The following is a 25049-nucleotide window of genomic DNA, read 5'->3' as shown; positions in this document are numbered from 1 at the left end:
CGGGAGACCAACCAGAGAGCGGGCAGCGCGATCGCGATGCCGCCCCAGGCGATCAGCTCCGGACGGCCCCGAAGAGAACCACCGCGGCCAGCACCGGCAGCGCCACGGCCGCGATGTCGCTGACCGGCACGACCACGCTGAACTCGCCCACGCTCATGGCTCGATAGAGAAAGGCCACCCCGACCCCGGTGCCGATGCCCGAGACCGCACCCCACAGGATCGACGCGGCGTCGAGCCGTGCTTCCGGGAACAGCGGAAGGCACATCAGGATGAAGACGCTGCCTCCGACCTGAGCGATCAGCGCGATCGCCATCGCCTCCGCCCGCCGGGCGAGCAGGCCGTTGGCGAAGTGGGTGAGCCCGAAGAAGACCGCCGCGCTCAGTGCGAGGAGCTCACCCACGCGGCTCCGTCCGCGAGTCTCGCTCCGCTTGCCCGACCGGGCAGATCGCACCACCTGTTACGCAGGCCGCCCGGTCGCAGAGCCGGCACAGACGGTCGGCGTCCCCGGGCTGATGGTGCAGCCAGGGCAACAGTTTCACCAGGAGCGCCTCCAGCTGCTCCTGCTCCTCCGTCGTCAGCGAGCTCACCACCGGCTCCAGAGAGCGGTCACGGATCTCCAGGAGGTCCTGGGCCATCCGGCGACCTCGGTCGGTGAGCTCGACGGCAACGCTCCTGCCTGCCCGCGGACCACGACGGAGAAGAGCGTCTCGTTCCAGCCCCTCGATCATCCGCACCGCGGCCGACTGGGTGATCCCGAGCCGCCTGCCGAGCTCGCTGGCCCCGATCCCACCGCGCTGGGAGAGCAGGACCAACGCCGCTGCTGCGCTGTCGCTGAGAGGCGCCGCGCCCGAGATGCCCGCACGCATGTGGTCGAAGAGACCTTGGGCGGCAGCACCGAGGAGGTTCGCCGTACGCGACCTATGCATGACTCATGCATACCTCGGCCCTGCGTACGCATCAACCTTCCGGAACGGAACGGCACGCCATCTCTTGGGCGGCGGGGGTCATCAAGACCGCCGACACCGACCCGCGTCGGGCATCACGGCCTCAAATGAACCAGGGCCGTGTTCCAGACTTGGAACGCGGCCCTGACCTGCTACTTCGGTGGAGGTGAGGGGACTCGAACCCCTGACCCTCTGCATGCCATGCAGATGCGCTACCAGCTGCGCCACACCCCCGTGGCGTTGTCCCGGATGATCACTCCCGGGCAACGAGAAGAACATTAGCGGAGAGGTTCTTCGATCACGAAATCGGGGCCCCTGTTGCGTACGTGGCCAGCCGCCAGGGCGCCGACGGGATGAGGCCGTGGGCGGTGTCGCTGGCGAGAAGCTCGATCCAGGAGCAGTTCGGCAGCGGGGCGAGGGTCGCGACCACGGACGCGTCCCAGCCGAGAAAAGCGGCCACGCCCTGCCGGATGGCGCCGCCGTGGGCGACGACCACGACGGTCTCGCCGGGTGCGACGGACTGCGCGACATCGTTGACCGCGGCACTGAAACGAGCCGCCACCGTGGGCCAGGACTCCCCGCCGTACGGCTCCCAACTGGCCGGCATCTCACCGAAGCGATCGAGGATCTGGGCGCGGTTCAGCCCTTCGGCCTCGCCCGCGCAGACCTCGCGCAGACGCGGGTCGAGGGCGACCTCGCGGCCCGTCTCCTCGGCGACGTACGCCGCGGTCTGCTGGGTGCGCATCAGGTCGGAGGAGACGATGCGGGTGACGGCGTAGGTCGTCCCGAGCGCGTGAGCGGCGGCCTTGGCCTGCTGGTGACCGGTCTCGGCGAGCTCGATGTCGGTCTGGCCCTGATAGCGGCCGTCGGCGTTCCACCCGGTGACACCATGGCGGAGCAGGAGGATGCGGCGGGCCTGGGCGGAGTCGACCACAGAGGTCAGCTCTCGGAGACGATGTCGGCCGGCAGCGAGACGACCGGGCAGTCACGCCAGAGCCGCTCGAGGGCGTAGAACTGGCGCTCCTCCTCGTGCTGCACGTGCACGACGATCTCGCCGTAGTCGAGCAGCACCCAGCGACCCTCCTTGTGGCCCTCGCGGCGCAGCGGCTTGGCGTCGAGGCCACGCAGCTTGAGCTCGACCTCGTCGACGATCGACTGCACCTGGCGCTCGTTGGGCGCGGAGGCGAGCACGAACGTGTCGGTGATCGCCAGCTGGTCGCTGACGTCGAAGGCGATGATGTGGGCGGCCTTCTTCTCCGAGGCCGCCCGGGCGGCGGTGATGGTGAGCTCGAGAGCGTGGTCGGTCGCGGTCATAGTGTGTCCTTGATGTGACCGGTCTCGTTCTGACCGGTCTTGGGTCGGTAGAGGTCATGCTTGCCGATGTACTGCACCACGCCGTCGGGGACGAGATACCAGACCGGCTCACCACGATGCCGCCGCTCGCGGCAGTCGGAGGACGAGATCGCCAGCGCGGGGATCTCGAGCATCGTGATGCGGTCGGCGGGGATCTTGGCGATCACCTCGGGGTCCATGGTGTATCCCGGACGGGTGCAACCCACAAATTGCGCCAGCTCGAAGAGCTCGTCGGTGTCGCGCCAGGTGAAGATCTCGGCCAGCGCGTCGGCTCCGGTGATGAAGTAGAGCTCGGCGTCGGGCAGAGCCTTCGCGAGGTCGCGCAGCGTGTCGATCGTGTAGGTGCGGCCGGCCCGGTCGATGTCGACCCGACTCACCGTGAACCGCGGGTTGGCGGCGGTCGCGATGACCGTCATCAGATAGCGGTGCTCGGCCGGGGAGACGTCGCGGTCGGCCTTCTGCCACGGGTCGCCCGTCGGCACGAAGACGACCTCGTCGAGGTCGAAGAACGACTGCACCTCGGAGGCGGCCACCAGGTGACCGTGGTGGATCGGGTCGAACGTGCCGCCCATCACGCCGATACGGCGCCGCCCGTTCAGGCCCTCCAGCCCCGGCTCAGGCACTCCCCCGCTGCCCATCTGGTCAGAGCTCAGGAGTGCTCACGGCCACCGGCGAACCAGACCAGGACCAGGACCGCGAAGACGAGGATCGCCAGAGCGACGCCACCGATGACCCACTCGATGCCCGAGGTCCCGTGCTCGGCCCCGTGCTCAGCGGAGGTGATGATGCTCGACACTACAGAGTTCGCCATGGCGACAGATTACCTTGCCCGCGCCGGGCTAGCGCACGTGCCCGTCCCCAGTGACGACATACTTCGTCGAGGTCATCTCCGGCAGCCCCATCGGGCCCCTGGCGTGCAGCTTCTGGGTCGAGATGCCGATCTCCGCGCCGAAGCCGAACTCGCCGCCGTCGGTGAACCGCGTCGAGGCGTTGACCATCACCGCCGCGGAGTCGACGGCCGCGGTGAATCGCCGGGCGGCGCCGAGGTCTTCGGTCAGGATCGCCTCGGTGTGACCGCTCGACCAGCGACGGATGTGGCTGATGGCGGCGTCGAGAGAAGGTACGACGGCGGCGCTGATCTTCAGCGCCAGGAACTCCGCCGCATAGTCCTCGTCGGTGGCCGGCTGGACACGGTCGAAGGCCTGGAACGCACTGTCTCCGTGGATCTCCACACCCTGCTCCTGCAGCGCCGGGACCACCATCGGCAGGAACTCCTGGGCGATGTCGGCGTGCACGAGCAGCGACTCGGCGGAGTTGCACACGCTGGTGCGATGCGTCTTGGAGTTGACCACGATCGAGACGGCCCTCGCCAAGTCGGCGGCCTTGTCGACATAGACGTGTACGTTGCCCACCCCCGTCTCGATGACGGGCACCGTCGACTCCTCGACGACGCTGCGGATCAGGCCGGCCCCGCCACGCGGGATGAGCACGTCGACCAGGCCGCGGGCCCGCATCAGCGCCTTGACCGAGTCATGGCCCTCACCGGGCACGACCTGGATGACATCGGCGGGGAGACCGGCCGAGACGACCGCGTCGCGCAGCACACCGACGATCGCCACGTTGCTGGCGGCGATGTTGGACGAGCCGCGCAGCAGCGCCGCGTTGCCCGACTTCAGGCAGATACCGGCCGCGTCGACGGTCACGTTGGGCCGCGCCTCGTAGATCATCCCGACGACACCGAAGGGCACCCGCACCTGACGCAGCTCGAGGCCGTTGGCCAGGGTGCCGCCGCGTACGACGTCTCCGACGGGGTCGGGCAGGGCGGCCAGCTCGCGGAGGGCAGCGGCGATCGCGTCGAGGCGCTCGGGGGTCAGGGTGAGCCGGTCGATGATGTTGGCCGGGCTGCCGGCACCTTCGGCGCGGGCGACGTCGTCGGCGTTGGCCGCGAGCACCTCGGCGGAGCGGTCGATCAGCGCGTCTGCCATCGCGTGCAGCGCCTTGTCCTTCACGCTGCGCGGCGCGACCGCGAGCTGATAGCTCGCCTCCCGCGCCTTCGTCGCGACGTCCTGGATCACTGCTCCGGCACTCATAGCCTCAGGATAGTGAGTCCACCTCAGGATCTCCCCCGGGTTTCACCTGCCGTACGGGTCTCACGCCTCGTGCGAGCGCGACGAAGACCAACGCCAGGGCGGCCTGGAGGACCACGCAGCCGGCGAACGCGACTCCGCCGGAGACACCTGCCAGGCCGGCGTACACGAGACCGAGCACGGCCACACCGACCGCCGTGAAGAGCTGTTGGGCGGTGCCGATCAACCCGCTGGCGAGGCCCGCGGTCTCCGGCGGGACCGCGCCCATCACCATCCCGATCAGCGGCGAGTACATCACCCCTTGGGCGACTCCCAGGACGATCAGCAGCGGCTGCAGCACCCACTGGTCGGGGGATGGCCACTGCGTCACCATCAGGCAGGCGAGCCCCAGCAGGGAGAGCGCCTGAGCAACCCCGCCGGTGACCATCACGACTGCCGGACGACGGCCGCGGTTGTAGCGCGGCCCGGCGGCCGAGGCCACGATGAAGCCCGTGGCGAACGGCACGAAGCACAGCGCCGAGACCATCGGGCTCAGGCCGAGCCCGCTCTGCGTCATCAGGCCGAAGACCGCCACGAAGCCGCCGTAGCCGGTGAAGAAGAGAGCGGTCAGCACCAGCCCCATCAACAGCACCCGCTGCCTCAGCAGCACCGGCGGCGCCAGCGCCTGGCCGACCGGCAGCCGGCCTTCCCAGCGCCAGAACGCCACCGCCGCCAGCACCGCGACGACGATCGCCGCGGTCGACCACCACGACCAGCCCAGCGAGCGGCTCAACGAGACCGGCACGAGCACGGCGACGACCACGACCGCGAACCCCACCGCGCCGACGGGGTCGAGGCGGGCACGCCCGCCACCACGGGTCTCCGGGACCCGGCCGAGCATCGCCAGGACGGCCACCGCCAGCACCGTCGTCGACCCGAAGGCGAGCCGCCACCCCGACGGCGCGGCTCCGGCGAGCGATCCGCCGACGAGCTGCCCGGCGGTCGCCCCCAGGGCCACGGTGACCACATACCAGGCGGAGAGGCGTACGCGCTCCTGGCCGGAGGTGGTCGCCTGGACCGTCGAGAGCACCTGCGGCAGCATCAGGCCGGCAGCGATGCCCTGCAGGATCCGTGCGACGAGCAGGATCCAGAACGTCGGCGCGAGGGCCACCCCGACAGAGGTCACCGCCAGCGCCGCGAGACCGATCCCGAAGAGCCGGCGCCGGCCGAACCTGTCGCCCAGGCGTCCGCCGAGCACGAGCACTGCGGCGAACCCGACGGAGAAGATCGACAACGCGAGCCCGGCGACATCGCTCGCGATGCCGGTCTCGGCCACGAGACTCGGCAGCGCCACCGCGGCGCAGCCCACGATGTAGTTCGCGATGGCACCGCCGCCGAGCAGGGCGACGGCACCGATGGCGTCCAGCTGCCGGGTCGGGCTGGCAGGGAGCGTAGTTGTGGTCACGACACCACTCTCGACCGGATCTATCCAGGTATCCAGAGCGTGTTTATCCTGGTACTCATGGTGACTGCGACAACTCCACCGGCGTCGACGACCCGTGCCGGGACCTCGCCGGCCCGCACGGAGATCGGCGCGTTCCTGCGCAGCCGCCGCGAGCGGCTGACGCCGCAGCGGGTCGGACTGCCCGGCGGCGGCCGCAGACGTACGCCGGGGCTGCGGCGGGAGGAGGTCGCGATGCTCGCCCAGGTGGGCGTGACCTGGTACACCTGGCTGGAGCAGGGCCGCGACATCAACCCCTCGCCCGAGGTGCTCGACGCGATCGCCGGCGCCCTGCAGCTCGACCACGACGAGCGCAACCATCTGTGGCGTCTGGTCACCGGCCACTCCCCCGCCCCGGCGGGCGCCACCAGCGGCTGCGCCGTGGTCACCCCCGGTCACCTGGCGCTGCTCTCCCAGGTGATGCCGTTTCCGGCGTGCGTGCAGAACGCGCGCTACGACATCCTGGCCAGCAACGCTGCCTACCGGTTCATGATCACCGACCTCGACGACGGGCCGGTCGAGAACCGCAACTGTCTGGTGCGGGCGTTCCTCGACCCCGACTGGGCGAAGGCGTATCGCGACTACCCGGCCGTGACCGCGCGGATGGTCGCGCGGCTCCGGGCCGGGATGGCCGCCCACCTCGACGACCCGTCGTGGACCCGTTTCGTGGAGCGGATGCAGTCGGAGTCACCACACTTCGCCGAGCTCTGGCAGCGCGGCGAGATCGCCAGCGACGGCTCGAGCACCACCGACTTCGACCTCCCGCGCTTCGGCAAGGTCTCGTTCGAGTTCACCCGGCTCTGGCTCGACACCGCGGCTACGCTCCACCTCAGCGTGCTGCGACCGGTGAGCGGCACCGACACCGGAGTGCTCGGCCCCCTGAGCGACTTCGTCGCCGACCAGCCGCCGGTCACCACGCGCCCCAGCGTCACCGCCACCCTGTCCTGACCTGGGCTGGCCTGGGCCGACCTGGGCCGACCTGCCCTAGTCTGCGTGGATGTCCTCGCGGCGGGCGATGGTGTGCAGGAGGTCGTGCGCCCGCGCGGCGACCGGATTGGCCGTACGCCGCGCCGCGAGCTCGACCAGGGCGAACAGGTCCGCTGCGCGAGCCAGGTCGAGCGCGGCCCGGGCGCTCCCGCCGCGCTGGGCGACGTAGCCCTCCAGCACGCCGGCGACGTACGCCGCGTCCCGGTCGAACCGGAGCAGGTTGCCGAGGTCGGTGAAGGGTGAGCCGGCGTGGGTGAACTCCCAGTCGAGCACCGCCCGCACCTGGAGCGAGTGCGGGTCGACGACGATGTTCTTGGGGTTGAGGTCGCTGTGCACGAGGCTCACCCGGGTGACCGTGTAGAGCAGGTCCTGAGCGCTCGCGGCGACGTCGCGCAACGCGTCGAGGTCCGCCGTCGACCAGTCGAGACGCTCGGCGTGCGACTCGACCCATTCGGGCAGGTCCAACGCGAACGGGTCCACCCGCAGGTCGCCGTCGACGAAGGTGCCGGCGGTCAGGAACGGCATCCCCGCCAGCGTGCCCGCGATCTGACCGAGCCGGCGGCCGAGGTCGGCGAGCGAGGTCTCGTCGAGGGTCGAGAGCACCTGATCGGCTCGGGCTCCCTCCACGAACTCCGTCACCAGCAGCGCCGGCATGCCCGCTGCCGGGTCGGCGCGGCGTACCTCCAAGACGGCCGGCACCGCCACGAGGCCCCGCACCAGACGGTGCAGGGCCTCCTGGATCTCCGCCGCCTGCGGATGGTGACGTGGATTCGCGAAGACCCGCACCACCGACCGGTCGCCACCGGCGTCGGCCAGGAACGTCTCTCCCGACCAGCCGCCGTCGAGCGGCTGGAGTCCGCCGCCGAGTTCACCGAAGCTCATCCGGCGAGCCTAGCGGCGGGCTCGCTCAGCTGGCGCAGGGGCGCTTCTTGGGCTTGGAGTAGATCTTGTGGGTCGCCCGGGGGCTGTCCCACATCTTGTTGAACCGGGCGGTGTAGGCGTCGTAGTAGCGCCTCGAGTTGAACCTGAAGGTGACCTCGTCGTTGCTGAACGACGGGGGCGACCAGTTCTCCGAGCCGGTCCAGACGCTGAAGGTGCCCTTGCCGGCGAAGGCGCCGTTGACGCTCATCCACTTGTAGTGGGAGTAGCAGCGCGACCCGAAGACGATCTTGTCGCCGCCGGTCGACTTCTTCCGACCCCAGTCCCAGGCGGCGTCGCGCGCCGGGATGCCGACCCGCCTCAGCTTGCGGTAGACCGCGTCGCTGGTGACCGAGCCGATCACCCGCACCACGCAGCCGCGCTTCTTGAGCCGCACGAGCTCGCTCGCGATCCGCTCCCCGCGCTTGCTGTACCACGCATACATGTGGACCCGCAGCAGGGTCTTGCCCCTCGTGCCGTAGCCCTTGGGCGCCCGGCAACCGACCCGGCGCAGCCTGTCGATGACGCGGTCGCCGCTGCCGCGGGCGTAGATCTCCTCGCTCGTCGCTCCCGGACGCTTGCGCTGGAACCCGACGGAGGTGCCGCCACCGGTCCACGAGACGTAGCGGGGCGAGGCCTTCCGGTCGGCCCTCAGCTCGCTGAACATCCGCATCCAGGTCTTCCACAGGCTGGAGTTGGCGTAGATCGTCTGGGCGTCGTTCCACTGCGCGCCGGCCGCGCCGCCACCGAGGTTGCCCGAGCTGCTGATCAGCACGTTGCGCTTGGACCCGACCTGGGTGAACGAGTGGATCTTGATGTGGAGGTTGCCCTTGGTGCCGCCGCGGCAGGCGCCGCCGCAGCCGTAGATGAAGCTCGGACGGTGGCGCTTGGTGCTCAGCCGCTTGGCCAGCTTCTTCTCACCGCTGCTCCACATCTTCCGGTTGACGAGGATCTGCACGTGCACACCGCGCTTGTGCGCGGCGATCAGCAGGTCGACGGTGTCGCTGCGATCCAGGTTGTAGGTCACGAACCTGATGTAGGAACCACGAGGCGCGTGCCGGATGCTGTTGTTGATGCGGCTGGCCACGAAGTTGCGCTGGCCCCAGTTGCCGGTCGGATTGTTGAACGACGGGCCCGCGGGTGGCGCCCACGAAGCAGCAGATGCTGGTGTCGACACCACGGACATCATCGCTACGACCAGCGCCGCCACACAGGCAGCCGCAGCCGAAGCCATCGAAATGTTTCTGGTCGTCAACGACCGCATAGGCATGCCCCACATGGGCTCGGACTATACCCAGCGATGTATCTGCGGCAACGACAATTCGGACAAGTCGCGGTCGAGCACGACAAAAGCCGCCTCCGAGCAGTGCTCGGAGGCGGCTTTTTTGTTGCTATCGGGGCAAGAATCAGCCCTTGGCGGCCTTCACGGCGTCGGTCACGGCCGGGAGGACGGCGTGCAGGTCGCCCACCACACCGAAGTCAACGAGCTCGAAGATCGGTGCCTCCTCGTCCTTGTTGACAGCCACGATGGTCTTCGAGGTCTGCATACCGGCGCGGTGCTGGATCGCACCGGAGATGCCGTTGGCCACGTAGAGCTGCGGGCTGACGGTCTTGCCGGTCTGGCCGACCTGGAAGGTGTGCGGCATCCAGCCGGAGTCGACGGCGGCACGCGAGGCGCCGACCGCGGCACCGAGCGCGTCGGCGAGACCCTCGACGGCGGAGAAGTCGCCGCCGGTGCCACGGCCACCGGAGACCACGATCGCGGCCTCGGTGAGCTCGGGGCGACCCGAGGCCTGACGCGGCTGGGAGGCCACGATCTGAGCGGTCTTGGCAGCATCCGAGATGGTCACCTCGAAGGGGGTGACCGCGGCGGCGCCGGCCTTCTCGACCGGGGCGGCCGAGTTGGGCTTGACCGTGATGATCGGGGTGCCCTTGGAGACCTTGCCCTTGACCGTGAAGTTTCCGGCGAAGACCGACTGGGTCGCCACACCGGAGTCGTCGATGTCGACGGCGTCGGTGATCAGACCGGAGTCGAGCTTGATCGCCAGGCGAGCCGCGACCTCCTTGTTCTCCGCGGAGGAGGGCAGCAGGATCGCTGCCGGGGAGGCGGTGCCGGCCAGCTGGGCCAGCGCCTCGGCCTTCGGGGCCACCAGGTAGCCCTTGATCTGGGCGTCGTCGATCGCGTAGACCTTCTCCGCGCCGTAGGCCTTCACGGCGTCGGCAGCACCAGCGGCAGCGTCGGCGCCGCCGATGAAGACCGCCGACGGCTCGCCGAGCTTGGCGGCGAGGGTCAGCAGCTCGTAGGTCGGCTTCTTGACCTGACCATCCACGTGGTCGATGAGAACGAGAACTTCAGCCATTGTCTATATCCCTTCTCGGCCTCAGATGAACTTCTTGGACGCGAGGAACTCGGCGAGCGCCTTGGCGCCCGAGCCGTCCTCGTCGGTGACGATCTCACCGGCGGTACGCGGCGGACGCGCGGCGGTCTCCTCGACCGTCGTGTACGCGGCGCCGGCGCCGACCTGGCCGGCCTCGACACCGAGGTCGGCGAGCGACCAGGACTCGAGCGGCTTCTTCTTGGCCGCCATGATGCCCTTGAACGACGGGTAGCGGGCCTCGCCCGACTGGTCGGTGACCGAGAGGACCAGCGGCAGCGTGCCGCCGATGACCTCGGTGGCGACGTCGCCGTCACGCTTGATGCGGATCTGGTCGCCCTGGGTCTCGACGACGGAGGCCAGCGTGACCTGCGGCAGGCCGAGGCGCTCGGCGAGCATCGCCGGGACGACGCTCATACCGGCGTCGGTCGAGGCGAGTCCACCGACGACGAGGTCGACGGGGCCGACCTTCTCGATGGCCTTCGCGAGCACCAGCGAGGTGGCGAGGGCGTCCGAGCCGGCGATCGCGTCGTCGACGACGTGGACGCCCTTGTCGGCGCCCATCTGCAGAGCCTTGCGCACGGCGGCCTCGGCAGCCTGCGGGCCCACGGTCAGCGCGGTGACGGTGATCTCCTCACCCTCGCGCTTCTCCTTGATCTGCAGCGACTGCTCGACGGCGTACTCATCCAGCTCGGAGAGCAGCCCGTCGACGTTCACGCGGTCGACGGTGAAGTCGTCCTCGAACTGCCGGTCCGCGGTCGCGTCCGGCACGTACTTCACAAGCACAACAATGTTCATGATGGTGCGGCCTAGCCGGCCCCTCCTGAATTGGTCGTAGTTCGCCAGCGATGTTACCCGTCAGTCACATACGGACGACAGGTGCCTACGGGTTGAGAATGTCACATCGGTCGATCAAGGTCGCACGATGCCCGCGACGATGCGACCGACGATCAGCCAGGCCAGGGCGCCGAGGCCCCAGTTGAAGAGCGCGTTCTTGATCTCCGCGTCCTCGCCACCGAACTGCTTGATGCCGTTCTCTCGCGAGAACAGGCCGAGGTCGGCCGTGTCGGCCAGGTTGAGCACGAAGTCGACCAGGCTGTTTCCCTGGTTGGCCTTGAGCGCGATCATCAGCGCACCGATCGCCAGCGCGAGCGCGGCGAGCAGCGCGATCACCCAGATCACCCTGGAGGCGTAGGACCGGACGGTCTTGACCGCGTCTCCGGCGGAGGACGTCTTGGACTTGGTGTCGGACACGAGTTCACTTCCCTTCGAAGTTGGCTTTGCCGGGGCCGTTCTCGACGAACGAGTGCATCCCGGTCTTGGAGTCCTGCGTCGCGAACACACCCGCGAACTGTTGCTGCTCGATCGCGAGCCCGGTGGCCAGGTCGACCCCCAGGCCCTTGTCGATCGCGGTCTTGGCCGCAGCCAGCGCGTACGGCGCGGCGTTGACGAACTGCTTGGCCCAGGCGAGCGCTTCCTCGTAGACCGAGGCGCTCGGCACGAGGCGGTCGGCGAGGCCGAGGGCGAGCGCCTCGTCGGCCTTGACGAAACGGCCGGAGAAGATGAGGTCCTTCGCCTTCGAGGGACCGATCAGCCGGGCGAGACGCTGCGTGCCGCCGGCGCCGGGGATGATGCCGAGCAGCACCTCCGGCTGACCGAACGTGGCGTCGTCGGCCGCGATCCGGAAGTCGGCCGCCAGCGTCAGCTCGCAGCCGCCGCCCAGCGCGTAGCCGGTCACCGCGGCGACCACCGGCTTGGGGATCTCCGCGACCGCCGTCACCGCCGCCTGCACGCCGGCGACCCTCTTCGCCATCTCGGCGTAGGAGAGGTCGGCCATCTCCTTGACGTCGTTGCCGGCCGCGAACAGTCGCTCGCCGCCGTAGACGACGACGGCGCGTACGGCATCGTCGGCCGCGGCCTGATGAGCGACCTCGAGCAGCTCGGCCTGCACCTGGAAGTTGATCGCGTTCATCTTCGGGCGGTCGAGACGGATCGTGCCGACACCGTCCTCGACGGTGAGGTTGACGAAGTCACCCATCGTGGAAGTCCCCTATATCTGTGAGGGCGGTTACGTTGCCGCGAACACTATCGGGTGCTTTCCAGGTTCAGTGCGGATGCGCCCGCACTGCAGGATCGGGCGGTGCACGATCGGGCAGTGCACAACTGCGGCCCTGCGAACGGTGGACGACGGCGATGTAACTGTGTTGCTCTTGAGGCCCCACAGAAGCAAGACCGTTCCTGAGCAGGAGACGCGATGCCCGACCATCCCCCACACACCGCGAGCCGCCGGGGTCTCCTCGTCGGCCTCGGCGCCGCCATGGCCGCTCCGGCCGTCGTCGCCTCGACCGGCAGCGTGGCCCACGCCGCCGCCGGCGAAGCCGCCGGACGCCCGCAGCAGCGCCCGCAGCAGACCGAGCCCGAGTGCCTCTCCGACCTCGTCGCGATGGGGGTGGTGACCCATGGCGCAGATTTCGTGGCTGGCTGACGTGCTCCGTGCCGCCGGCGTCGCGGTCGTCGAGGAGGGCGACTGGCTCAACCGCGGCGCTACCTCCGGCGGTGGCGCCTTCGAGCCGATCGGTGTGCTGTGGCACCACACCGCAGGCCCCACGACGTCGCCCGAGAACCCGCACCCCTCGCTCGACATCTGCATCAACGGCCGTTCCGACCTCTCCGGTCCGTTGTGCCAGGCCCTGGTCGACTACAACGGCGTCTTCCACGTGATCTCGGCCAACCGGGCCAACCACGCCGGCGTCTGCGGTGGCAGCGGCCCGATCCCCGAAGGCGACGGCAACACCATGCTGGTCGGTTGGGAGATCGACTACAACGGCGTCGACCAGGAGATGTCGCCCGCGCAGTACGACGCCTCGATCGCAGCCACCGCGGCGGTGATCGCCCAGCTCGGCACCGACGCGACCTACGTACGCGGCCATCGGGAGACCAGCACGACCGGAAAGATCGACCCCTACGCGATCGACCTGGACGCGATGCGCGCCGATGTCGCCGCAGCGCTGGGCGGTGGCGCGTAACCCCGGCGGGTAAAGGGACGTTTGGCCCATATGACCGAAACACGTTCCAGTCGCACTCGGGTGAGCCTCGGTGCCGCGCTGAGCATCGCCCTCGGCGCCTTCGTGCTGGCGACGCCGGTCTCGGGTGCCGCGCTCTCCGCTGCTGATGACACTGCAAGCAACACTGCCAACAAGGCCGATGCGGCCCGCTCCGGCGGGCTGCTGGGTCACGAAGCCGATGCCGGCCTCGACGTACGCGATCGGGTGCTGCCCACCTCGGCGCAGGAGTCTGCCGCCGATGCGCTGGACGCCGTCGACATCCGCTGGAACGCCCACGGGACGCCGACCTCGCTGATCACCTCCGACGGAGTGCTGGCCCCGGCCGACTCCTCGAACCCGGTGACGGCCGCCCGCGGCTTCCTCCGCGACAAGGCGGCGGTCTTCGGGCTCAGCCCCGCGCAGATCGACGACCTCGAGCTGGTCAGCGACCAGCTGCTGGCCGACGGCGGTGGCCACGCGGTGCTCTTCCGGCAGACCTACGACGGTCTCGCCGCCGCCACCGAGGGGCTGGTCACCGTGGGCGTCGCCGACGGCGACATCACCTACGTCTCCTCCTCGCTCTCGAAGGTGAGCGGCACCCCGGCGAAGCCGACGCTCTCCCCGAAGCAGGCCTGGCTGAAGGCAGCGGCCTCGGCCGGGCTGTCGGTGGCCGACGACGAGGTCGGCAAGATCGTGACGGACGCCGCCTCGAAGCTGACCAGCTGGACCAAGCTGGCCGTGCCCGGCCTCGCGACCGACCAGCTGGTGCGGCTGCGGGCGCTGCCGGTCCCCGGCGAGGGCGTACGCCCCGTCTTCCAGTCGACGGTCGTCGACTCCGCCGCCGCGACCCTCCTGGGCGAGACGGTGCTGGTCGACGCGGTCACCGGCAAGGTGCTCCTGCGCCAGAGCAACGTCAACCACGAGAACGACCTCGAGGGCCCGTTCACCGGCACCGCACTCGGCGCGTGCGGTCCCAGGCACAGCTTCGAGGTCACCGACGACAAGACCCGCACCCTGGCGGCGGTCGCGGTCGGGCTTCCAGTCGACGACTTCACCGTGAAGCTCTTCGACCCCTCCGGTGAGCTGCTCGTCGAAGGCGACCTGCTCACCAGCCCCGAGGCCGCGACGTACTCGGCCGAGAAGATCGAGGCGGGGACGTACTCGGTCCAGGTCTGCCCCTTCGACGACTCCCTCGTCGCCGGCAGCTACGCGGTGACCGTCGCCTCCTCGGACACGGCGGCGGAGACCGGCGACCTGCCGGGCAGCAACCCGCGCTGGTCCTACTTCCCCGGCACTCCTGACGCCGACTCGACCGGCGGCGACGCGGTCCCGGCCAACGACGTGGTCGCCTGCTGGACCAAGGAGTCGGAGTGCACCGGCCCCGAGCTGAAGAGCCTGGCCAACGCCGGCCCGTGGGACACGCTGCTCAACACCGCCGTCGGGGTGCCGTCGCTGACCACGATCGGCAACAACGCCAACACCCACGAGGGCTGGCTCTCGCCGCTGGCCGCGGGCGGGCTGGAGCAGGCGCCGATCTCGCCGGTGCGCGACTACTCGGGGAAGTTCACCGACGCGTGGAACAACTCCCAGTGCTCGCCCGCCAACCTGGTGCCGGGCGGCAACGACGTCAACTACGTCGTGGGCAACCTGTTCACCAGCCACAACCGGATGCACGACTGGTCCTACTTCCTCGGCTTCACCGAGGAGAACTACAACCTGCAGACCGACAACCTCGGCCGCGGCGGACGAGGGCTCGACGCCGAGATCGGCAACGCCCAGGCCGCCGCGATCGACTCGCAGGTCATCGAGCAGACCGGCCTGCTGACCGGCCGCAACAACGCCAACCAGCTGACCCTGATGGACGGCGTGCCGGGCATCACCAACCAATATCTCTTCCAGCCCGCCGCCGGCGCCTTCTACGCACCGTGCACCGACGGGTCGCTCGACTTCGGGATCGTCGGCCACGAATACACCCACGCCATCTCGAACCGGATGATCGGCGGGCCCGACGACGGCATCACCTCCGAGCAGGGTGGCGCGATGGGTGAGTCGTGGGGCGACCTGGCCGCGGCCGAGCACATGTTCGCCCACGACATCTACAACGGCGGCAGCCCGTGGGCCGTCGGCGCGTACGCCACCGGCAACACCGAGGTCGCGATCCGCGACTTCGCGATCGACAAGAACCCGCTCAACTTCTCCGACTACGGCTTCGACACCACCGGGCCCGAGGTGCACGCCGACGGCGAGATCTGGAACGGCACGATGTGGTCGGTGCGGAAGGCGCTGGTCGACAAGTACGACGCCGCCTTCCCCTACGCCGACAAGGCTCTGCAGCTGCGCTGCTCGGACGGCACGACGACCGCCTCTCCGCTCGCGGCCGACAAGTGCCCCGGCAACCGCCGCTGGATCCAGCTGGTCTTCGACTCGTTCCTGCTCCAGCAGGGCGCGACCTCGATGCTGGACGCCCGCGACGCCTTCCTCGCCGCCGACCAGATGCGCTTCGGCGGCGCCAACCGCCAGGTCATCGCCGACGCCTTCGCCCAGCGCGGCATGGGCCAGTACGCCACCACGACCGCCGACGACCACGAGCCGGTGCCGAGCTTCGCCTCCCCGGAGTCGCGCAGCACGAAGGTCACCTTCAACGCTCCCGGGTCCGGAAAGGTCTACGTCGGTCGGTTCGAGGCGCGAGCCACTCCGATCGCCGACACGAGCGCGGCCACCGCGCTCGGGTCGGTCGCACACTTCGTGCCCGGGACGTACGAGTTCGTCTATGTCTCCAAGACCGGCGGCGCCCAGCGCAAGACGGTCACGATCTCTCCGGCAGAGACCACCAAGACGATCTCGTTCGCGGCCACCAGCAACCTCGCGGCGGCCTCCAACGGGGCCGAGGTGATCGGCTCGACGGAGGGCTCGCGCAACCCCGGCGCCCTGATCGACGGCACCGAGGGCACCAACTGGGGTGGCGTGACCGAGGGCAACGTGGACGAGACCACCCCCTCGATCGCCGTCGACCTCGCTGGGGGCTCGCGCACGGTGAAGACGGTAGGCGTCAGCGCCTACCTCTCCCCCGCGACCGACACCGACGCCGACTCGGGGTCGCGCTTCACCGCGCTGCGGAAGTTCGCGCTCGAGGCCTGCGTCTCCGCGTGCGACACGGCCGGAGCGACCTGGAAGCGCTTCTACACCTCACCCGACGACGCCTTCCCCGGCAAACGTCCGAGGCCGGTCGCGCCCAACCTCAACCTGCGCACCTTCGACGTCCCCGACACCACCGCCGCCGCGGTGCGCCTCGTGGCCCTGGAGAACCAGTGCACGGGCTACGACGGCTACGCCGGCGAGCAGGACGCCGACCCGACCACCACCACCGACTGCAAGACCGGCTCCGACCGCGGCACGATCGTCCACGCCGCCGAACTGCAGGTCTTCGGCCAGTGAGATCTGGCCGGTGATCCGAGAAGGTCTCGACATCTCGCTCAGGCGGGGTGTCGAGACCTTCTCTCGTCGTGCGGTCTCAACCTCACCGTTCGACGTGAACCTGCCCGGAGAGCCCACTGAGCTTGGAGGGGTTGCGCACGTAGTAGAGCCCGGTGACCAGCCCGTCGTCGACACGCACGGTGACAGCCCCGTCGACCTTGTCGCCGAGATAGACCAGCAGCCCAGGGGCGTTGTTGACGGTGGTCAGCTCGAAGGTCGGCGTCTCGTACCTGGTCACCAGACCGGTGAGGAACCGCACGACCTTGTCGGCGCCGTAGATCGGGTTGCGGGCAGCCTGGACGATGCCGCCGCCGTCGGAGAGGAGCACGACGTCGGGGGCGAGCACGTCGAGGAGCGACTGCAGGTCTCCGCCGGTGGCGGCGTCGCGGAAGTGCTCCAGCACCCGGCGCGCCTCGGCGGAGGAGACCGCCTCGCGCGGGCGACGCTCGGCGACGTGGTCGCGCGCGCGGTGGGCGATCTGGCGCACTGCGGCGGACGACTTGCCGATCGCCTCGGCGATCTCGTCGTGGCCGAGCGCGAAGACCTCGCGCAGCACGAACACGGCTCGTTCGGTCGGCGAGAGCGTCTCGAGCACCAGCAGCACAGCGGTCGAGAGCGAGTCGGCGAGCTCGGCGTCGTCGGCGACGTCGGGCGCGGTCAGCAGCGGCTCGGGCAGCCACGGCCCGACGTACGTCTCCTTGCGCCGGGTCAGCGTGCGGATCCGGTTGAGCGCGAGACGGGTGGTGATCCGCACCAGATAGGCCCGCTGGTCACGCACCTCCTCGAGGGGCACGTCGACCCATCGCAACCAGGTCTCCTGCAGCACGTCCTCCGCGTCGGCGGCCGAGCCGAGCATCTCGTAGGCGACGGTGAAGAGGAGGTTGCGGTGGGCGACGAAAGCCTCCGTCGCGGCATCGCTGGCCGCCGGCTCGCTCATGCCTGCGACCTTACCGGCGCCGGGGCCAGCGGGAGGTCGCATACGTCGGAGTATCCCTGGCTCTGCAGCCCGGCGGCCGAGTTGAAGCGCGAGCGCATGTTCTCGACCGCGATCATCTGGGTGAGCTCGACCATCGCCTCGGTGCCCAGCTCGGCCAGCAGCCCCGCGACCATCTCGTCGGTGACGGTCAGCGGCGTGGACGACATAGCCTCGGCGTACTCGAGCACCTGCCTCTCGGTCTCGTCGAAGACGTCGGAGGTGCGCCACACCTGCACCTGGCGGATCTTGTCGAGGTCGAGGTCGTTGTTGTGGGCGAGGTAGTAGCCGAAGTCGAGGCACCAGCTGCACCCGATCGTGCTCGCCGCCGCCATCTCGGCCAGCGACTTGTAGGTCGGGTCGAGCGCCTTCCACCTCCCGACCTTGGTCTCGAAGCCCATCACCGCGCGCAGCAGCGGCTTGTGGTGGAAGTAGACGTAGCCGACGTCGGGCACATCGCCGTACATCTTCTTGCTGACCCGCCGCACCACCGCACCGTAGAGACCGGTCAGATCTGCCTTGGGGATCCTGAACGTGCTGGGCATCGTGCCCTCCTGATTCGGGTTCGCTCATCTCGTCACCATCCAGACACCGGCGGCAGCCTGGGCGTGACAGGAGCGCTCGCTAGGGTTGTCGCGTGAGCGAGCGCCAGCGAGTGAACCATCGAACAATCACGCGACCGCGTCCGTACTCTGGCGCTTGCGCTACGGAGGTGGTCGCATGAGCGAGCGCCAGCGAGTGAACCATCGAACAATCACGCGACCGCGTCCGTACTCTGGCGCTTGCGCTACGGAGGTGGTCGCGTGAACGAGCCAGAGACGACGACCGTGTCGGAGGGCGTTGCCCGGATCGAGTGGGCCGCGGGCGAGGCCGTCGATGTCGTACGCCGCGAGGTGGCCGCCGCTCTGCTGACCCATCATCGTGTCGAGGCCCTGGTCGACCCCGGCCAACCGCTCGAGCAGCGCACCGCGACCTGGTCGGGGCTCCACCGCGAGGGGCTGCTGCGGGGCGTGGCGGGTGGCGACGACCGGATGCTCTACGCGCGGGTCGCGAGCGATGCGCCGGTGGAGGCACCCGAGGGCTTCCGGGCGCTGCTCAACTCGTTCCTCCCGCGCAAGCGCGCGATCGGTCAGATGCTGGTGCGCGATCCCGACGGCCGGGTGCTGATGTGCCAGCTGACCTACAAGAAGGACTGGGACCTGCCCGGCGGCATCGTGGAGGTCGGCGAGTCACCGCGACTAGCCACGAGCCGCGAGATCGAGGAGGAGCTCGACCTCGAGATCCCCGCCGACAACCTGCTCCTCACCGACTGGCTGCCGCCGTGGGGCGGCTGGGACGACGCCGTCTGCCTGGTCTTCGACGGTGGCGTGCACCCGCCCTCGATCCTGGAGCGGACCACCCTCCAGCCCCGCGAGATCCGCTCAGTGGCGTTCTGCACCATCGACGAGGTGCGCGAGCGGGCCGCCGACTTCACCGCGCGCCGGGTCGAGGCCGCTCTCGCCGCCCTGGACGGCGGCCCGGGATACACCGAGTCGGGGCGCGCGTAGCACTCCCTGCGCGACGAGGGCGCCGAGCACCAGCAGCGCTCCCCCGGCGAGCTCGCCGACGCTCGGTGTCTCGCCGAGCAGCAACCACGCGGAGCCGATCGCGACCGGCGGCACCAGCAGGATCCACGGCACCACCGACGAGGCCGGGTGCCGGGCGAGCAGCGAGTTGAAGATCCCGTAGCCGACGAACGAGGCCAGCACGACGGTGTAGGCCGTCGAGGCCAGTGCCTCCCAGCCGAAGGCCGCCACCCCGTCGCGTACGCCGCCGGGCCCGTCGATCACCAGCGAGAGCGCCAGCAGCGGCACGGGCACGACGAGCGCCGACCACACCGTCAGCGCGAGCCCGCCGGGCACCTTCGCGGCCCGCGAGACCACGTTGCCCACCGCCCACGACAGCGCGGCCAGCAGGCAGAGCAGGAGCGAACCGAGGGGCACGTGCCCACCTCGGCCGAGCGCGACGACGAGCAGCCCGAGCGCCCCCGCGAGCACACCGACGACCTGCACCGTGCTCGGCCGCTCGCGGAGCACTCCGGCGGCGATCACGATGGTGAGCACGACCTGCGCCTGGAGCACGAGGCCGGCGAGCCCGGGCGGCATCCCGACGGCCATGCTGGTGTAGAGCAGCCCGAACTGCCCCAGGCTCATGAACGCCCCGACCGCCACGATCACCCGCCACGGCGCCTTGGGCCGCGGCAGCAGGAACACCGCCGGGAAGGCGACGAGGAAGAAGCGCACGGCGACCAGGAGCAGAGGCGGCACCGACTGCCCCTCGCGCGGGGCGAGGCCCCAGTCGATAGCCACGAAGTTGAAGCCCCACAGGACGGCGACGAGCACGGCGAGCAACGAGTCACGACGGTTCACGTCCACCAGGATGACGGCCACGACCATGTAGCACCAGCGAATGAATCTTCACCAAACGACGTAGCATTGCTTCATGATCGACCTCACCTCGATGGTCGCGCTCCGCGCGGTCGACGCCCACGGCTCGGTGGTCGAGGCCGCCGATGCGCTGGGCTTCACCCCCAGCGCCGTCTCCCAGCAGGTCAAACGCCTCGAGCGACAGGTCGGCCTACCGCTGCTGGAGCGGGTCGGCCGGGGCGTGATGCTCACGCATGCCGGCAGACACCTGGTCGACGAGGGCTCGAGGCTCCTCGCCGACATGGAGGCGCTGGAGTCGGGGCTGCACGAGCAGGCCACGACCGTCGCGGGTCGGCTGCGGCTGACCGCCTTCTCCACCGCGATGCGTGGGCTGATCGCCCCGGTCGCGCGCGACCTGCTCGCGGCCCACCCCGGGCTCGCCCTGACCCTCTCCGAGCGAGAGCCCTGGGACACCGTCGACCTGGTCGCCACCGGTCACAGCGAGATCGGCGTGGTGCACTCCTGGGGCGACGTGCCTCTCTCGATCCCCGATCACCTCGTCACCACCGAGCTCCACCGCGATGTCGCCGACATGATCGTCCATCGCGACCATCCGCTGGCCCAGCTGGCCAAGGTGACCCCGCACGACCTCGTCGGCGAGAGCTGGATCGCCACCCCGGAAGGCACGATCTGTCACCAGTGGCTGAACCGGATGTACGCCGGCACCGGCCATCTCCCCCAGATCGCGCACGTCTCGATGGAGTTCGACAGCCACCTCGCGCTCGTGCGGGCAGGCCTCGGCATCGCCCTCATCCCTCGGATGGGACGGGCCGAGCTGGGCGTGGATCTCGTCGCGGTGCGCGTCGTCGACCCGGTGCCCACCCGCGCGATCCTGGCGGTGCACCGCCGCACGATGGGCGCCTCACCGGCGGTCACCACAGTGCTGGCGGCCCTCGCCGGGCAGCACGACCCTGGGCGGAGCGGCTCTGGGCGGAACGGCCCTCAGAAGAGCGCGGAGGCCAGCGACTGACGGCCCTTGAGCACGCGCTCGTCGTCGTTGCCCACGGCGGCGAAGAGCCCGAGGAGGTGCTGGCGAGCCTGGTTGCGCTCGTCGCCCGACGTACGCCGCACCAGGTCGATCAGCCGGAGGAACGAGTCCTCCACGTGGCCGCCGAGCAGGTCGAGGTCGGCGACGAGGGTCTGTGCCTCGATGTCGTCGGGGGCGTCGGCTGCGGCGGCGCGGGCCGCGTTGAGGTCGACCCCCTGCGTACGCTGCAGGACCTTGGCCATCGCCAGCCCGGCGACAGCCTCGGTGTCGGCCGGGTTGGAGGCGATCAGCTTCTCGTACTCGGCCACCGCCGCGTCGATGTCGCCGCGCTCGAGCGCGTCCTGCGCCGGCGCGTAGCGCGGGTCGAGCTGCTGCTCCTCACCCTCCTCGGCCGCGGCGCCGCCACCGATGGCGTTGGGCTTGTGCCGCCCGCCGATCCCTTGGGCGGTGAGCTGCTGGCCGAGCTGCTGGAAGACCGTACGCAGCTCCTCGACGTTGAGCACGCCCGGGATCGGCTGGGTGGCCGGGCGACCGTCGATGAGGATGTAGACGACCGGCACCTGGGCGACCTGGAGCGCCTGTGCGATCTGCGTGTTCTTGTCGATGTCGACCAGTCCAGCCAGGAAGCGGCCCTCGTAGCCCTCCACGACCGTCGAGACGTCGCGCGAGTAGGCGACGCTCTCAGCGGCACGCGAGGCCGAGTAGAAGACCAGCACGACCGGGGCGGTCATCGACGCCTCGACCACCGACTGGAAGATCTGCTCGTCGACCTCGACCGTGTAGGAGCCCGCGCTCCGCCCCTGGGCGGGCGCACCGGCGCCCGGAGCACCGAAGGGCGGCGCGTCCTGGACGGGGCTGTTGCTGGCGAGGCCGGAGAGGTCGACGGCTCCGGGACGGGAGAACGGCTGCTGCGTCATAGGGACAATCCTAGGAGCACGCACCAGCCGGTCGGCCAGCCCCTACCCGGACCCTTGCCCAACCCTTAACCGACGCTGCCGCGAAGACCTGCTCGCTGGACGACGCGCTGGATGGTCAGGTCACGCTCGGTCGGCCGTCCGACGAAGTGGATGTCGTTGAGCCCCTGCTCCTGCGCGGCCGACTCGAAGACGAAGTGGCCGTAGTTGAAGATCTGGCCCGTGAACGACTGCTTGACCGTGATGTCGAGGACTCGCGCGAGCGGCATGGTCGCCAGCTCGCTCGAGAGCACGCCGTGCACCCGGAAGATGCGCATGTTGGTGACCACGAACCGGTCTCGGCTCACCACCAGCGACCGCCAGAACGCATGCCCGACCAGCGCGAACGCCACCAGCACGAGGATCCAGGCGATGTTCATATCGATCGTCGCCGCCACGATCATCAGCGCCAGCCCGAGGATCGCCTCGGCCACCGGCTTGATGTAGGAGACCCAGTGATGGGTGACCTCGTCCACGACGACCTCACCTTCGTCCCGCAGAAGGTGCTTGGAGATATCGACACCGAAGAGGTTCACGAGACCAACGATAGTGACCCCGTCGAGCGGGAGTCGAGAGAACAGGCCGTACGCCGGGACAACTCCCGCCGAGACGTCACTTCTGCAGGTCGAAAGGTCACTCGTGCAGGCCGAGGCGTCAGGTGTGCAGGTCGAGTTGGCACCGTAGCGCCAACTCGACCTGCAGAAGTGACTCTTCGGCCGGCCGGGGTGACCCCTCGACCTGCAGGCGTGACGTCTCGGCTGGGGTGGGATCAGTGGTCGGCGAGGAGGGCGTCGGCGGCGGCGTAGGGGTCCTGCGCGCCGCTCACCACCTTCTCGGCCAGCACGTCGAGGTCGCTGGTGGAGCCGAGGGTCCAGCGGGCACGCAGGGTCTCGACGGCGATCGCCTCGACCTCCGCCCGTGCCCGACGCGTACGCCGCGCAGCCAGCGCACCGCTGGACTCGAGCCACGCGTGGTGCTCGTCGAGCGCACCGACGACCTCGGGCATCCCCTTGCCCGACTGTGCGACAGCGGCGAGGACCGACGGGGTCCAGGCGCCTTCGGCGCGGTCGGAGAGCCGGAGCATCCCGCGCAGATCGCGGCGTACCTTGCTCGCACCGTCCCGATCGGCCTTGTTGACCACGTAGAGGTCGCCGATCTCGAGGATGCCGGCCTTCGCCGCCTGGATGCCGTCGCCCATGCCGGGCGCGACCAGCACGACGGTCGTGTCGGCCAGCCCGGCGATCTCGACCTCCGACTGTCCGACGCCGACGGTCTCGACCAGCACCACGTCGAACCCGGCCGCGTCGAGCACCCGCAGCGCCTGCGGCGCCGACCAGGCCAACCCGCCGAGATGACCGCGCGAGGCCATCGAGCGGATGAAGACACCGGGGTCGGTCGCGTGGTCGGTCATCCGGATCCGGTCACCCAGCAGGGCGCCACCGGAGAACGGCGAGGACGGGTCGACGGCCAGCACGGCCACGGTGCGCCCCGCGGCGCGCAGCTCGCGCACCAGCGCCGAGGTGGTGGTCGACTTCCCGACCCCGGGCGCACCGGTGAGCCCCACGATGTGGGCATGCCCGCTGTGCGGCGCGAGCGCGGCCATCACCTCACGGAGCCGCTCTCCCCCGCCGACGGGGGCGTTCTCCACATACGACACCAGCCGCGCGACCGCCCGGGGCTCTCCGCCCCGGGCGCGCGCGACCAGATCTGCTACCTCAGAGATGTCAGGCCTTCGGGACCCGCACGATCAGGGCGTCACCCTGACCGCCACCGCCGCAGAGCGCGGCCGCACCGTTGCCGCCGCCACGGCGCTTGAGCTCGTGGGCCAGGGCCAGCACGATGCGGGCGCCGGAACAGCCCAGCGGGTGACCGAGAGCGATCGCGCCACCGTTGACGTTGACCTTGTCCTCGGGGATCTCGAGGGCGGCCGCCGACTCGAGGCCGACGGCGGCGAAGGCCTCGTTGAACTCGACCAGGTCGAGGTCGGAGGCGGAGATGCCCTCCTTCTCCAGCGCCTTGGCGGTGGCGTTGGCCGGCTGCAGCTGCAGCGTGGAGTCGGGGCCGGCGACCATGCCGTGCGCACCGATCTCGGCGAGCCACTCGAGGCCGAGCTCCTCGGCCTTCTCCTTGCTCATGATCACGACGGCGGCGGCGCCGTCGGAGATCTGCGAGGAGGTGCCGGCGGTGATCGTGCCGGACTTGGAGAACGCCGGGCGGAGCTTGCCGAGCGACTCGACGGTGGTGTCGCCGCGTACGCCCTCGTCGGCGGAGACGACGACCGGGTCGCCCTTGCGCTGCGGGATCGAGACCGGGACGATCTCGTCGTCGAAGGTGCCGTTCTTCTGCGCGGCGGCGGCCAGCTGGTGCGAGCGCGCGGCGAAGGCGTCCTGCTCCTCACGCGAGAGACCCTTCTCGCGGTCGGCGTTGACGGCCTCGGTCAGGGCACCCATCGCCTGCGCGGTGGCCTGGTCGTAGAGCGCGTCGTAGGCCATCGAGTCGACCAGCGCGGTGTCGCCGTACTTGAAGCCCTCACGCGACTTCGGCAGCAGGTGCGGGGCCTGGGTCATCGACTCCATGCCACCCGCGACGACGATCTCCGCCTCGCCGGCGGTGATCAGCTGCGAGGCGGTCGCGATCGCGTTGAGGCCGGAGAGACAGACCTTGTTGACCGTGATGCTCGGGATGCTGGCCGGGAGGCCGGCGGCCAGCCCGGCGGTGCGGGCCGGGTTCTGGCCGGCGCCCGCCTGGAGCACCTGGCCCATGATCAGGTAGTCGACCTTGTCGGCGGCGACGCCGGACTTCTCGAGCGCGCCCTTGATGGCGACGGCACCGAGGTCGGCGGCGCTCAGGCCCTTGAATGCGCCGAGCAGGCGGCCGATCGGCGTGCGCGCCCCGGCGACGATGACGTTGGACATGGGTCCTCCAAGAATGTTGGTGGTGCTGATCTGCCTCGAGGTTACTAACTAGTAACCTCGGTGGGAAGAGCGATGGCCACGCCTTGCTGTGGC

At 70.0% G+C, this 25049-nt stretch carries 26 protein-coding genes, 1 tRNA gene and 1 pseudogene; 6 read left to right on the top strand and 22 right to left on the bottom strand.

What is annotated here, in order from left to right; all coding sequences use genetic code 11:
• Nucleotides 1–52 precede the first annotated feature (52 nt).
• The 9 genes from FB381_RS24065 to FB381_RS07035 all read right to left on the bottom strand — a co-directional run bounded on the left by FB381_RS24065 (nt 53) and on the right by FB381_RS07035 (nt 5828).
• Nucleotides 53–400, bottom strand: a complete 348-nt coding sequence (locus FB381_RS24065) for a hypothetical protein (protein WP_211352343.1) — start codon at nt 398–400, stop codon at nt 53–55.
• Nucleotides 393–926: a MarR family winged helix-turn-helix transcriptional regulator gene (locus tag FB381_RS07065; RefSeq protein ID WP_141779640.1), complete on the bottom strand. Its 534-nt coding sequence runs from the start codon at nt 924–926 to the stop codon at nt 393–395. The genes FB381_RS24065 and FB381_RS07065 overlap by 8 nt, the downstream gene beginning before the upstream one ends.
• A gap of 179 nt (nt 927–1105) precedes the next feature.
• Nucleotides 1106–1178, bottom strand: a tRNA-Ala gene (locus FB381_RS07060).
• 64 nt (nt 1179–1242) lie between these two features.
• A complete protein-coding gene (locus FB381_RS07055) occupies nt 1243–1878 on the bottom strand; it encodes a histidine phosphatase family protein (protein ID WP_170225090.1) in 636 nt (211 codons plus the stop codon).
• Nucleotides 1879–1883: 5 nt separating this feature from the next.
• Nucleotides 1884–2258, bottom strand: coding sequence for a ribosome silencing factor (gene rsfS, locus FB381_RS07050; protein WP_141779638.1), 375 nt, complete (start codon nt 2256–2258; stop codon nt 1884–1886).
• A complete protein-coding gene (gene nadD / locus FB381_RS07045; RefSeq protein WP_141779637.1) occupies nt 2255–2935 on the bottom strand; it encodes a nicotinate-nucleotide adenylyltransferase in 681 nt (226 codons plus the stop codon). Before nadD ends, rsfS begins: the two co-directional genes overlap by 4 nt.
• A gap of 11 nt (nt 2936–2946) precedes the next feature.
• A complete protein-coding gene (locus tag FB381_RS23860) occupies nt 2947–3108 on the bottom strand; it encodes a hypothetical protein (RefSeq protein WP_170225089.1) in 162 nt (53 codons plus the stop codon).
• 28 nt (nt 3109–3136) lie between these two features.
• On the bottom strand, nt 3137–4387 hold the full coding sequence (locus tag FB381_RS07040; protein ID WP_141779636.1) for a glutamate-5-semialdehyde dehydrogenase: 1251 nt from the start codon (nt 4385–4387) through the stop codon (nt 3137–3139).
• Between the two features lie 4 nt (nt 4388–4391).
• Nucleotides 4392–5828 carry an MFS transporter gene (locus tag FB381_RS07035; RefSeq protein ID WP_170225088.1) on the bottom strand — a complete coding sequence of 479 codons (1437 nt, stop codon included), beginning with the start codon at nt 5826–5828 and terminating at the stop codon, nt 4392–4394.
• Nucleotides 5829–5885: 57 nt separating this feature from the next.
• Between FB381_RS07035 and FB381_RS07030 the strand changes: the two genes are divergently transcribed.
• Nucleotides 5886–6812, top strand: coding sequence for a helix-turn-helix transcriptional regulator (locus FB381_RS07030; protein WP_141779634.1), 927 nt, complete (start codon nt 5886–5888; stop codon nt 6810–6812).
• Nucleotides 6813–6848: 36 nt separating this feature from the next.
• Here FB381_RS07030 and FB381_RS07025 read toward each other — a convergent pair whose 3' ends face one another.
• The 6 genes from FB381_RS07025 to FB381_RS07000 form a co-directional block, all read right to left on the bottom strand.
• Nucleotides 6849–7733 (bottom strand): phosphotransferase family protein, encoded by an 885-nt coding sequence (locus FB381_RS07025; RefSeq protein WP_141779633.1) that lies wholly within the window; start codon nt 7731–7733, stop codon nt 6849–6851.
• A gap of 25 nt (nt 7734–7758) precedes the next feature.
• The gene (locus tag FB381_RS07020) at nt 7759–9003 is read right to left on the bottom strand and encodes a phospholipase D-like domain-containing protein (RefSeq protein ID WP_170225087.1); all 1245 of its coding nucleotides are present in this window, start codon (nt 9001–9003) and stop codon (nt 7759–7761) included.
• A 172-nt stretch (nt 9004–9175) separates the two neighbouring features.
• Nucleotides 9176–10129 carry an electron transfer flavoprotein subunit alpha/FixB family protein gene (locus tag FB381_RS07015; protein ID WP_141779631.1) on the bottom strand — a complete coding sequence of 318 codons (954 nt, stop codon included), beginning with the start codon at nt 10127–10129 and terminating at the stop codon, nt 9176–9178.
• Nucleotides 10130–10150: 21 nt separating this feature from the next.
• Nucleotides 10151–10924, bottom strand: coding sequence for an electron transfer flavoprotein subunit beta/FixA family protein (locus FB381_RS07010; protein ID WP_425465441.1), 774 nt, complete (start codon nt 10922–10924; stop codon nt 10151–10153).
• 132 nt (nt 10925–11056) lie between these two features.
• Nucleotides 11057–11398, bottom strand: a complete 342-nt coding sequence (locus FB381_RS07005; RefSeq protein WP_141779629.1) for a hypothetical protein — start codon at nt 11396–11398, stop codon at nt 11057–11059.
• Between the two features lie 4 nt (nt 11399–11402).
• Nucleotides 11403–12182 carry an enoyl-CoA hydratase/isomerase family protein gene (locus tag FB381_RS07000; RefSeq protein WP_141779628.1) on the bottom strand — a complete coding sequence of 260 codons (780 nt, stop codon included), beginning with the start codon at nt 12180–12182 and terminating at the stop codon, nt 11403–11405.
• Nucleotides 12183–12398: 216 nt separating this feature from the next.
• On the opposite strand from FB381_RS07000, the gene FB381_RS06995 reads away from it, so the two are divergent.
• The 3 genes from FB381_RS06995 to FB381_RS06985 are packed head-to-tail and all read left to right on the top strand — an operon-like array spanning nt 12399 to nt 16623.
• Entirely contained in the window at nt 12399–12629 is a 231-nt protein-coding gene (locus tag FB381_RS06995; protein WP_141779627.1) for a hypothetical protein, read from the top strand.
• Nucleotides 12604–13170, top strand: coding sequence for a peptidoglycan recognition protein family protein (locus FB381_RS06990; RefSeq protein WP_141779626.1), 567 nt, complete (start codon nt 12604–12606; stop codon nt 13168–13170). The genes FB381_RS06995 and FB381_RS06990 overlap by 26 nt, the downstream gene beginning before the upstream one ends.
• A gap of 30 nt (nt 13171–13200) precedes the next feature.
• A complete protein-coding gene (locus tag FB381_RS06985) occupies nt 13201–16623 on the top strand; it encodes a M36 family metallopeptidase (protein ID WP_141779625.1) in 3423 nt (1140 codons plus the stop codon).
• Nucleotides 16624–16705: 82 nt separating this feature from the next.
• On the opposite strand, the gene FB381_RS06980 is transcribed toward FB381_RS06985, so the two are convergent.
• Nucleotides 16706–17599, bottom strand: a complete 894-nt coding sequence (locus FB381_RS06980; protein ID WP_141779624.1) for an RNA polymerase sigma-70 factor — start codon at nt 17597–17599, stop codon at nt 16706–16708.
• A complete protein-coding gene (locus FB381_RS06975; protein WP_141779623.1) occupies nt 17596–18180 on the bottom strand; it encodes a carboxymuconolactone decarboxylase family protein in 585 nt (194 codons plus the stop codon). Before FB381_RS06975 ends, FB381_RS06980 begins: the two co-directional genes overlap by 4 nt.
• 258 nt (nt 18181–18438) lie before the next feature.
• Here FB381_RS06975 and FB381_RS06970 point away from each other — a divergent pair, with 258 nt between their 5' ends.
• Nucleotides 18439–19182, top strand: a complete 744-nt coding sequence (locus FB381_RS06970) for an NUDIX domain-containing protein (RefSeq protein WP_211352342.1) — start codon at nt 18439–18441, stop codon at nt 19180–19182.
• A gap of 24 nt (nt 19183–19206) precedes the next feature.
• Here FB381_RS06970 and FB381_RS06965 read toward each other — a convergent pair.
• Nucleotides 19207–20070 (bottom strand): annotated as a pseudogene (locus FB381_RS06965) (EamA family transporter); the annotation flags it as partial.
• 46 nt (nt 20071–20116) lie between these two features.
• Between FB381_RS06965 and FB381_RS06960 the strand changes: the two are divergent.
• Nucleotides 20117–21070: a LysR family transcriptional regulator gene (locus FB381_RS06960; RefSeq protein WP_141779621.1), complete on the top strand. Its 954-nt coding sequence runs from the start codon at nt 20117–20119 to the stop codon at nt 21068–21070.
• Here the strand turns inward: FB381_RS06960 and FB381_RS06955 are convergent.
• The 4 genes from FB381_RS06955 to FB381_RS06940 form a co-directional block, all read right to left on the bottom strand.
• Nucleotides 21043–22005, bottom strand: coding sequence for a co-chaperone YbbN (locus FB381_RS06955; RefSeq protein ID WP_141779620.1), 963 nt, complete (start codon nt 22003–22005; stop codon nt 21043–21045). The genes FB381_RS06960 and FB381_RS06955 overlap by 28 nt on opposite strands.
• 65 nt (nt 22006–22070) lie before the next feature.
• The gene (locus FB381_RS06950; protein ID WP_141779619.1) at nt 22071–22577 is read right to left on the bottom strand and encodes a PH domain-containing protein; all 507 of its coding nucleotides are present in this window, start codon (nt 22575–22577) and stop codon (nt 22071–22073) included.
• Between the two features lie 233 nt (nt 22578–22810).
• Nucleotides 22811–23764, bottom strand: a complete 954-nt coding sequence (gene meaB, locus FB381_RS06945) for a methylmalonyl Co-A mutase-associated GTPase MeaB (protein WP_141779618.1) — start codon at nt 23762–23764, stop codon at nt 22811–22813.
• Between the two features lies 1 nt (nt 23765).
• A complete protein-coding gene (locus FB381_RS06940; protein WP_141779617.1) occupies nt 23766–24956 on the bottom strand; it encodes an acetyl-CoA C-acetyltransferase in 1191 nt (396 codons plus the stop codon).
• Nucleotides 24957–25049: the final 93 nt, after the last annotated feature.

The organism is Nocardioides albertanoniae (genome assembly GCF_006716315.1).
Lineage (GTDB): Bacteria > Actinomycetota > Actinomycetes > Propionibacteriales > Nocardioidaceae > Nocardioides > Nocardioides albertanoniae.
The sequence above is the reverse complement of the archived record's forward strand: the minus strand, read 5'-3'. Positions and strand labels throughout refer to the sequence as shown.

Coding starts and splice junctions, on each gene's coding strand:
- FB381_RS07065 (WP_141779640.1), bottom strand. CDS start 926: ATGCATAGGTCGCGTACGGCGAACCTCCTCGGTGCTGCCGCCCAAGGT.
- rsfS (WP_141779638.1), bottom strand. CDS start 2,258: ATGACCGCGACCGACCACGCTCTCGAGCTCACCATCACCGCCGCCCGG.
- nadD (WP_141779637.1), bottom strand. CDS start 2,935: ATGGGCAGCGGGGGAGTGCCTGAGCCGGGGCTGGAGGGCCTGAACGGG.
- FB381_RS23860 (WP_170225089.1), bottom strand. CDS start 3,108: ATGGCGAACTCTGTAGTGTCGAGCATCATCACCTCCGCTGAGCACGGG.
- FB381_RS07040 (WP_141779636.1), bottom strand. CDS start 4,387: ATGAGTGCCGGAGCAGTGATCCAGGACGTCGCGACGAAGGCGCGGGAG.
- FB381_RS07030 (WP_141779634.1), top strand. CDS start 5,886: ATGGTGACTGCGACAACTCCACCGGCGTCGACGACCCGTGCCGGGACC.
- FB381_RS07025 (WP_141779633.1), bottom strand. CDS start 7,733: ATGAGCTTCGGTGAACTCGGCGGCGGACTCCAGCCGCTCGACGGCGGC.
- FB381_RS07020 (WP_170225087.1), bottom strand. CDS start 9,003: ATGGCTTCGGCTGCGGCTGCCTGTGTGGCGGCGCTGGTCGTAGCGATG.
- FB381_RS07015 (WP_141779631.1), bottom strand. CDS start 10,129: ATGGCTGAAGTTCTCGTTCTCATCGACCACGTGGATGGTCAGGTCAAG.
- FB381_RS07000 (WP_141779628.1), bottom strand. CDS start 12,182: ATGGGTGACTTCGTCAACCTCACCGTCGAGGACGGTGTCGGCACGATC.
- FB381_RS06995 (WP_141779627.1), top strand. CDS start 12,399: ATGCCCGACCATCCCCCACACACCGCGAGCCGCCGGGGTCTCCTCGTC.
- FB381_RS06990 (WP_141779626.1), top strand. CDS start 12,604: ATGGCGCAGATTTCGTGGCTGGCTGACGTGCTCCGTGCCGCCGGCGTC.
- FB381_RS06985 (WP_141779625.1), top strand. CDS start 13,201: ATGACCGAAACACGTTCCAGTCGCACTCGGGTGAGCCTCGGTGCCGCG.
- FB381_RS06980 (WP_141779624.1), bottom strand. CDS start 17,599: ATGAGCGAGCCGGCGGCCAGCGATGCCGCGACGGAGGCTTTCGTCGCC.
- FB381_RS06975 (WP_141779623.1), bottom strand. CDS start 18,180: ATGCCCAGCACGTTCAGGATCCCCAAGGCAGATCTGACCGGTCTCTAC.
- FB381_RS06960 (WP_141779621.1), top strand. CDS start 20,117: ATGATCGACCTCACCTCGATGGTCGCGCTCCGCGCGGTCGACGCCCAC.
- FB381_RS06955 (WP_141779620.1), bottom strand. CDS start 22,005: ATGACGCAGCAGCCGTTCTCCCGTCCCGGAGCCGTCGACCTCTCCGGC.
- FB381_RS06940 (WP_141779617.1), bottom strand. CDS start 24,956: ATGTCCAACGTCATCGTCGCCGGGGCGCGCACGCCGATCGGCCGCCTG.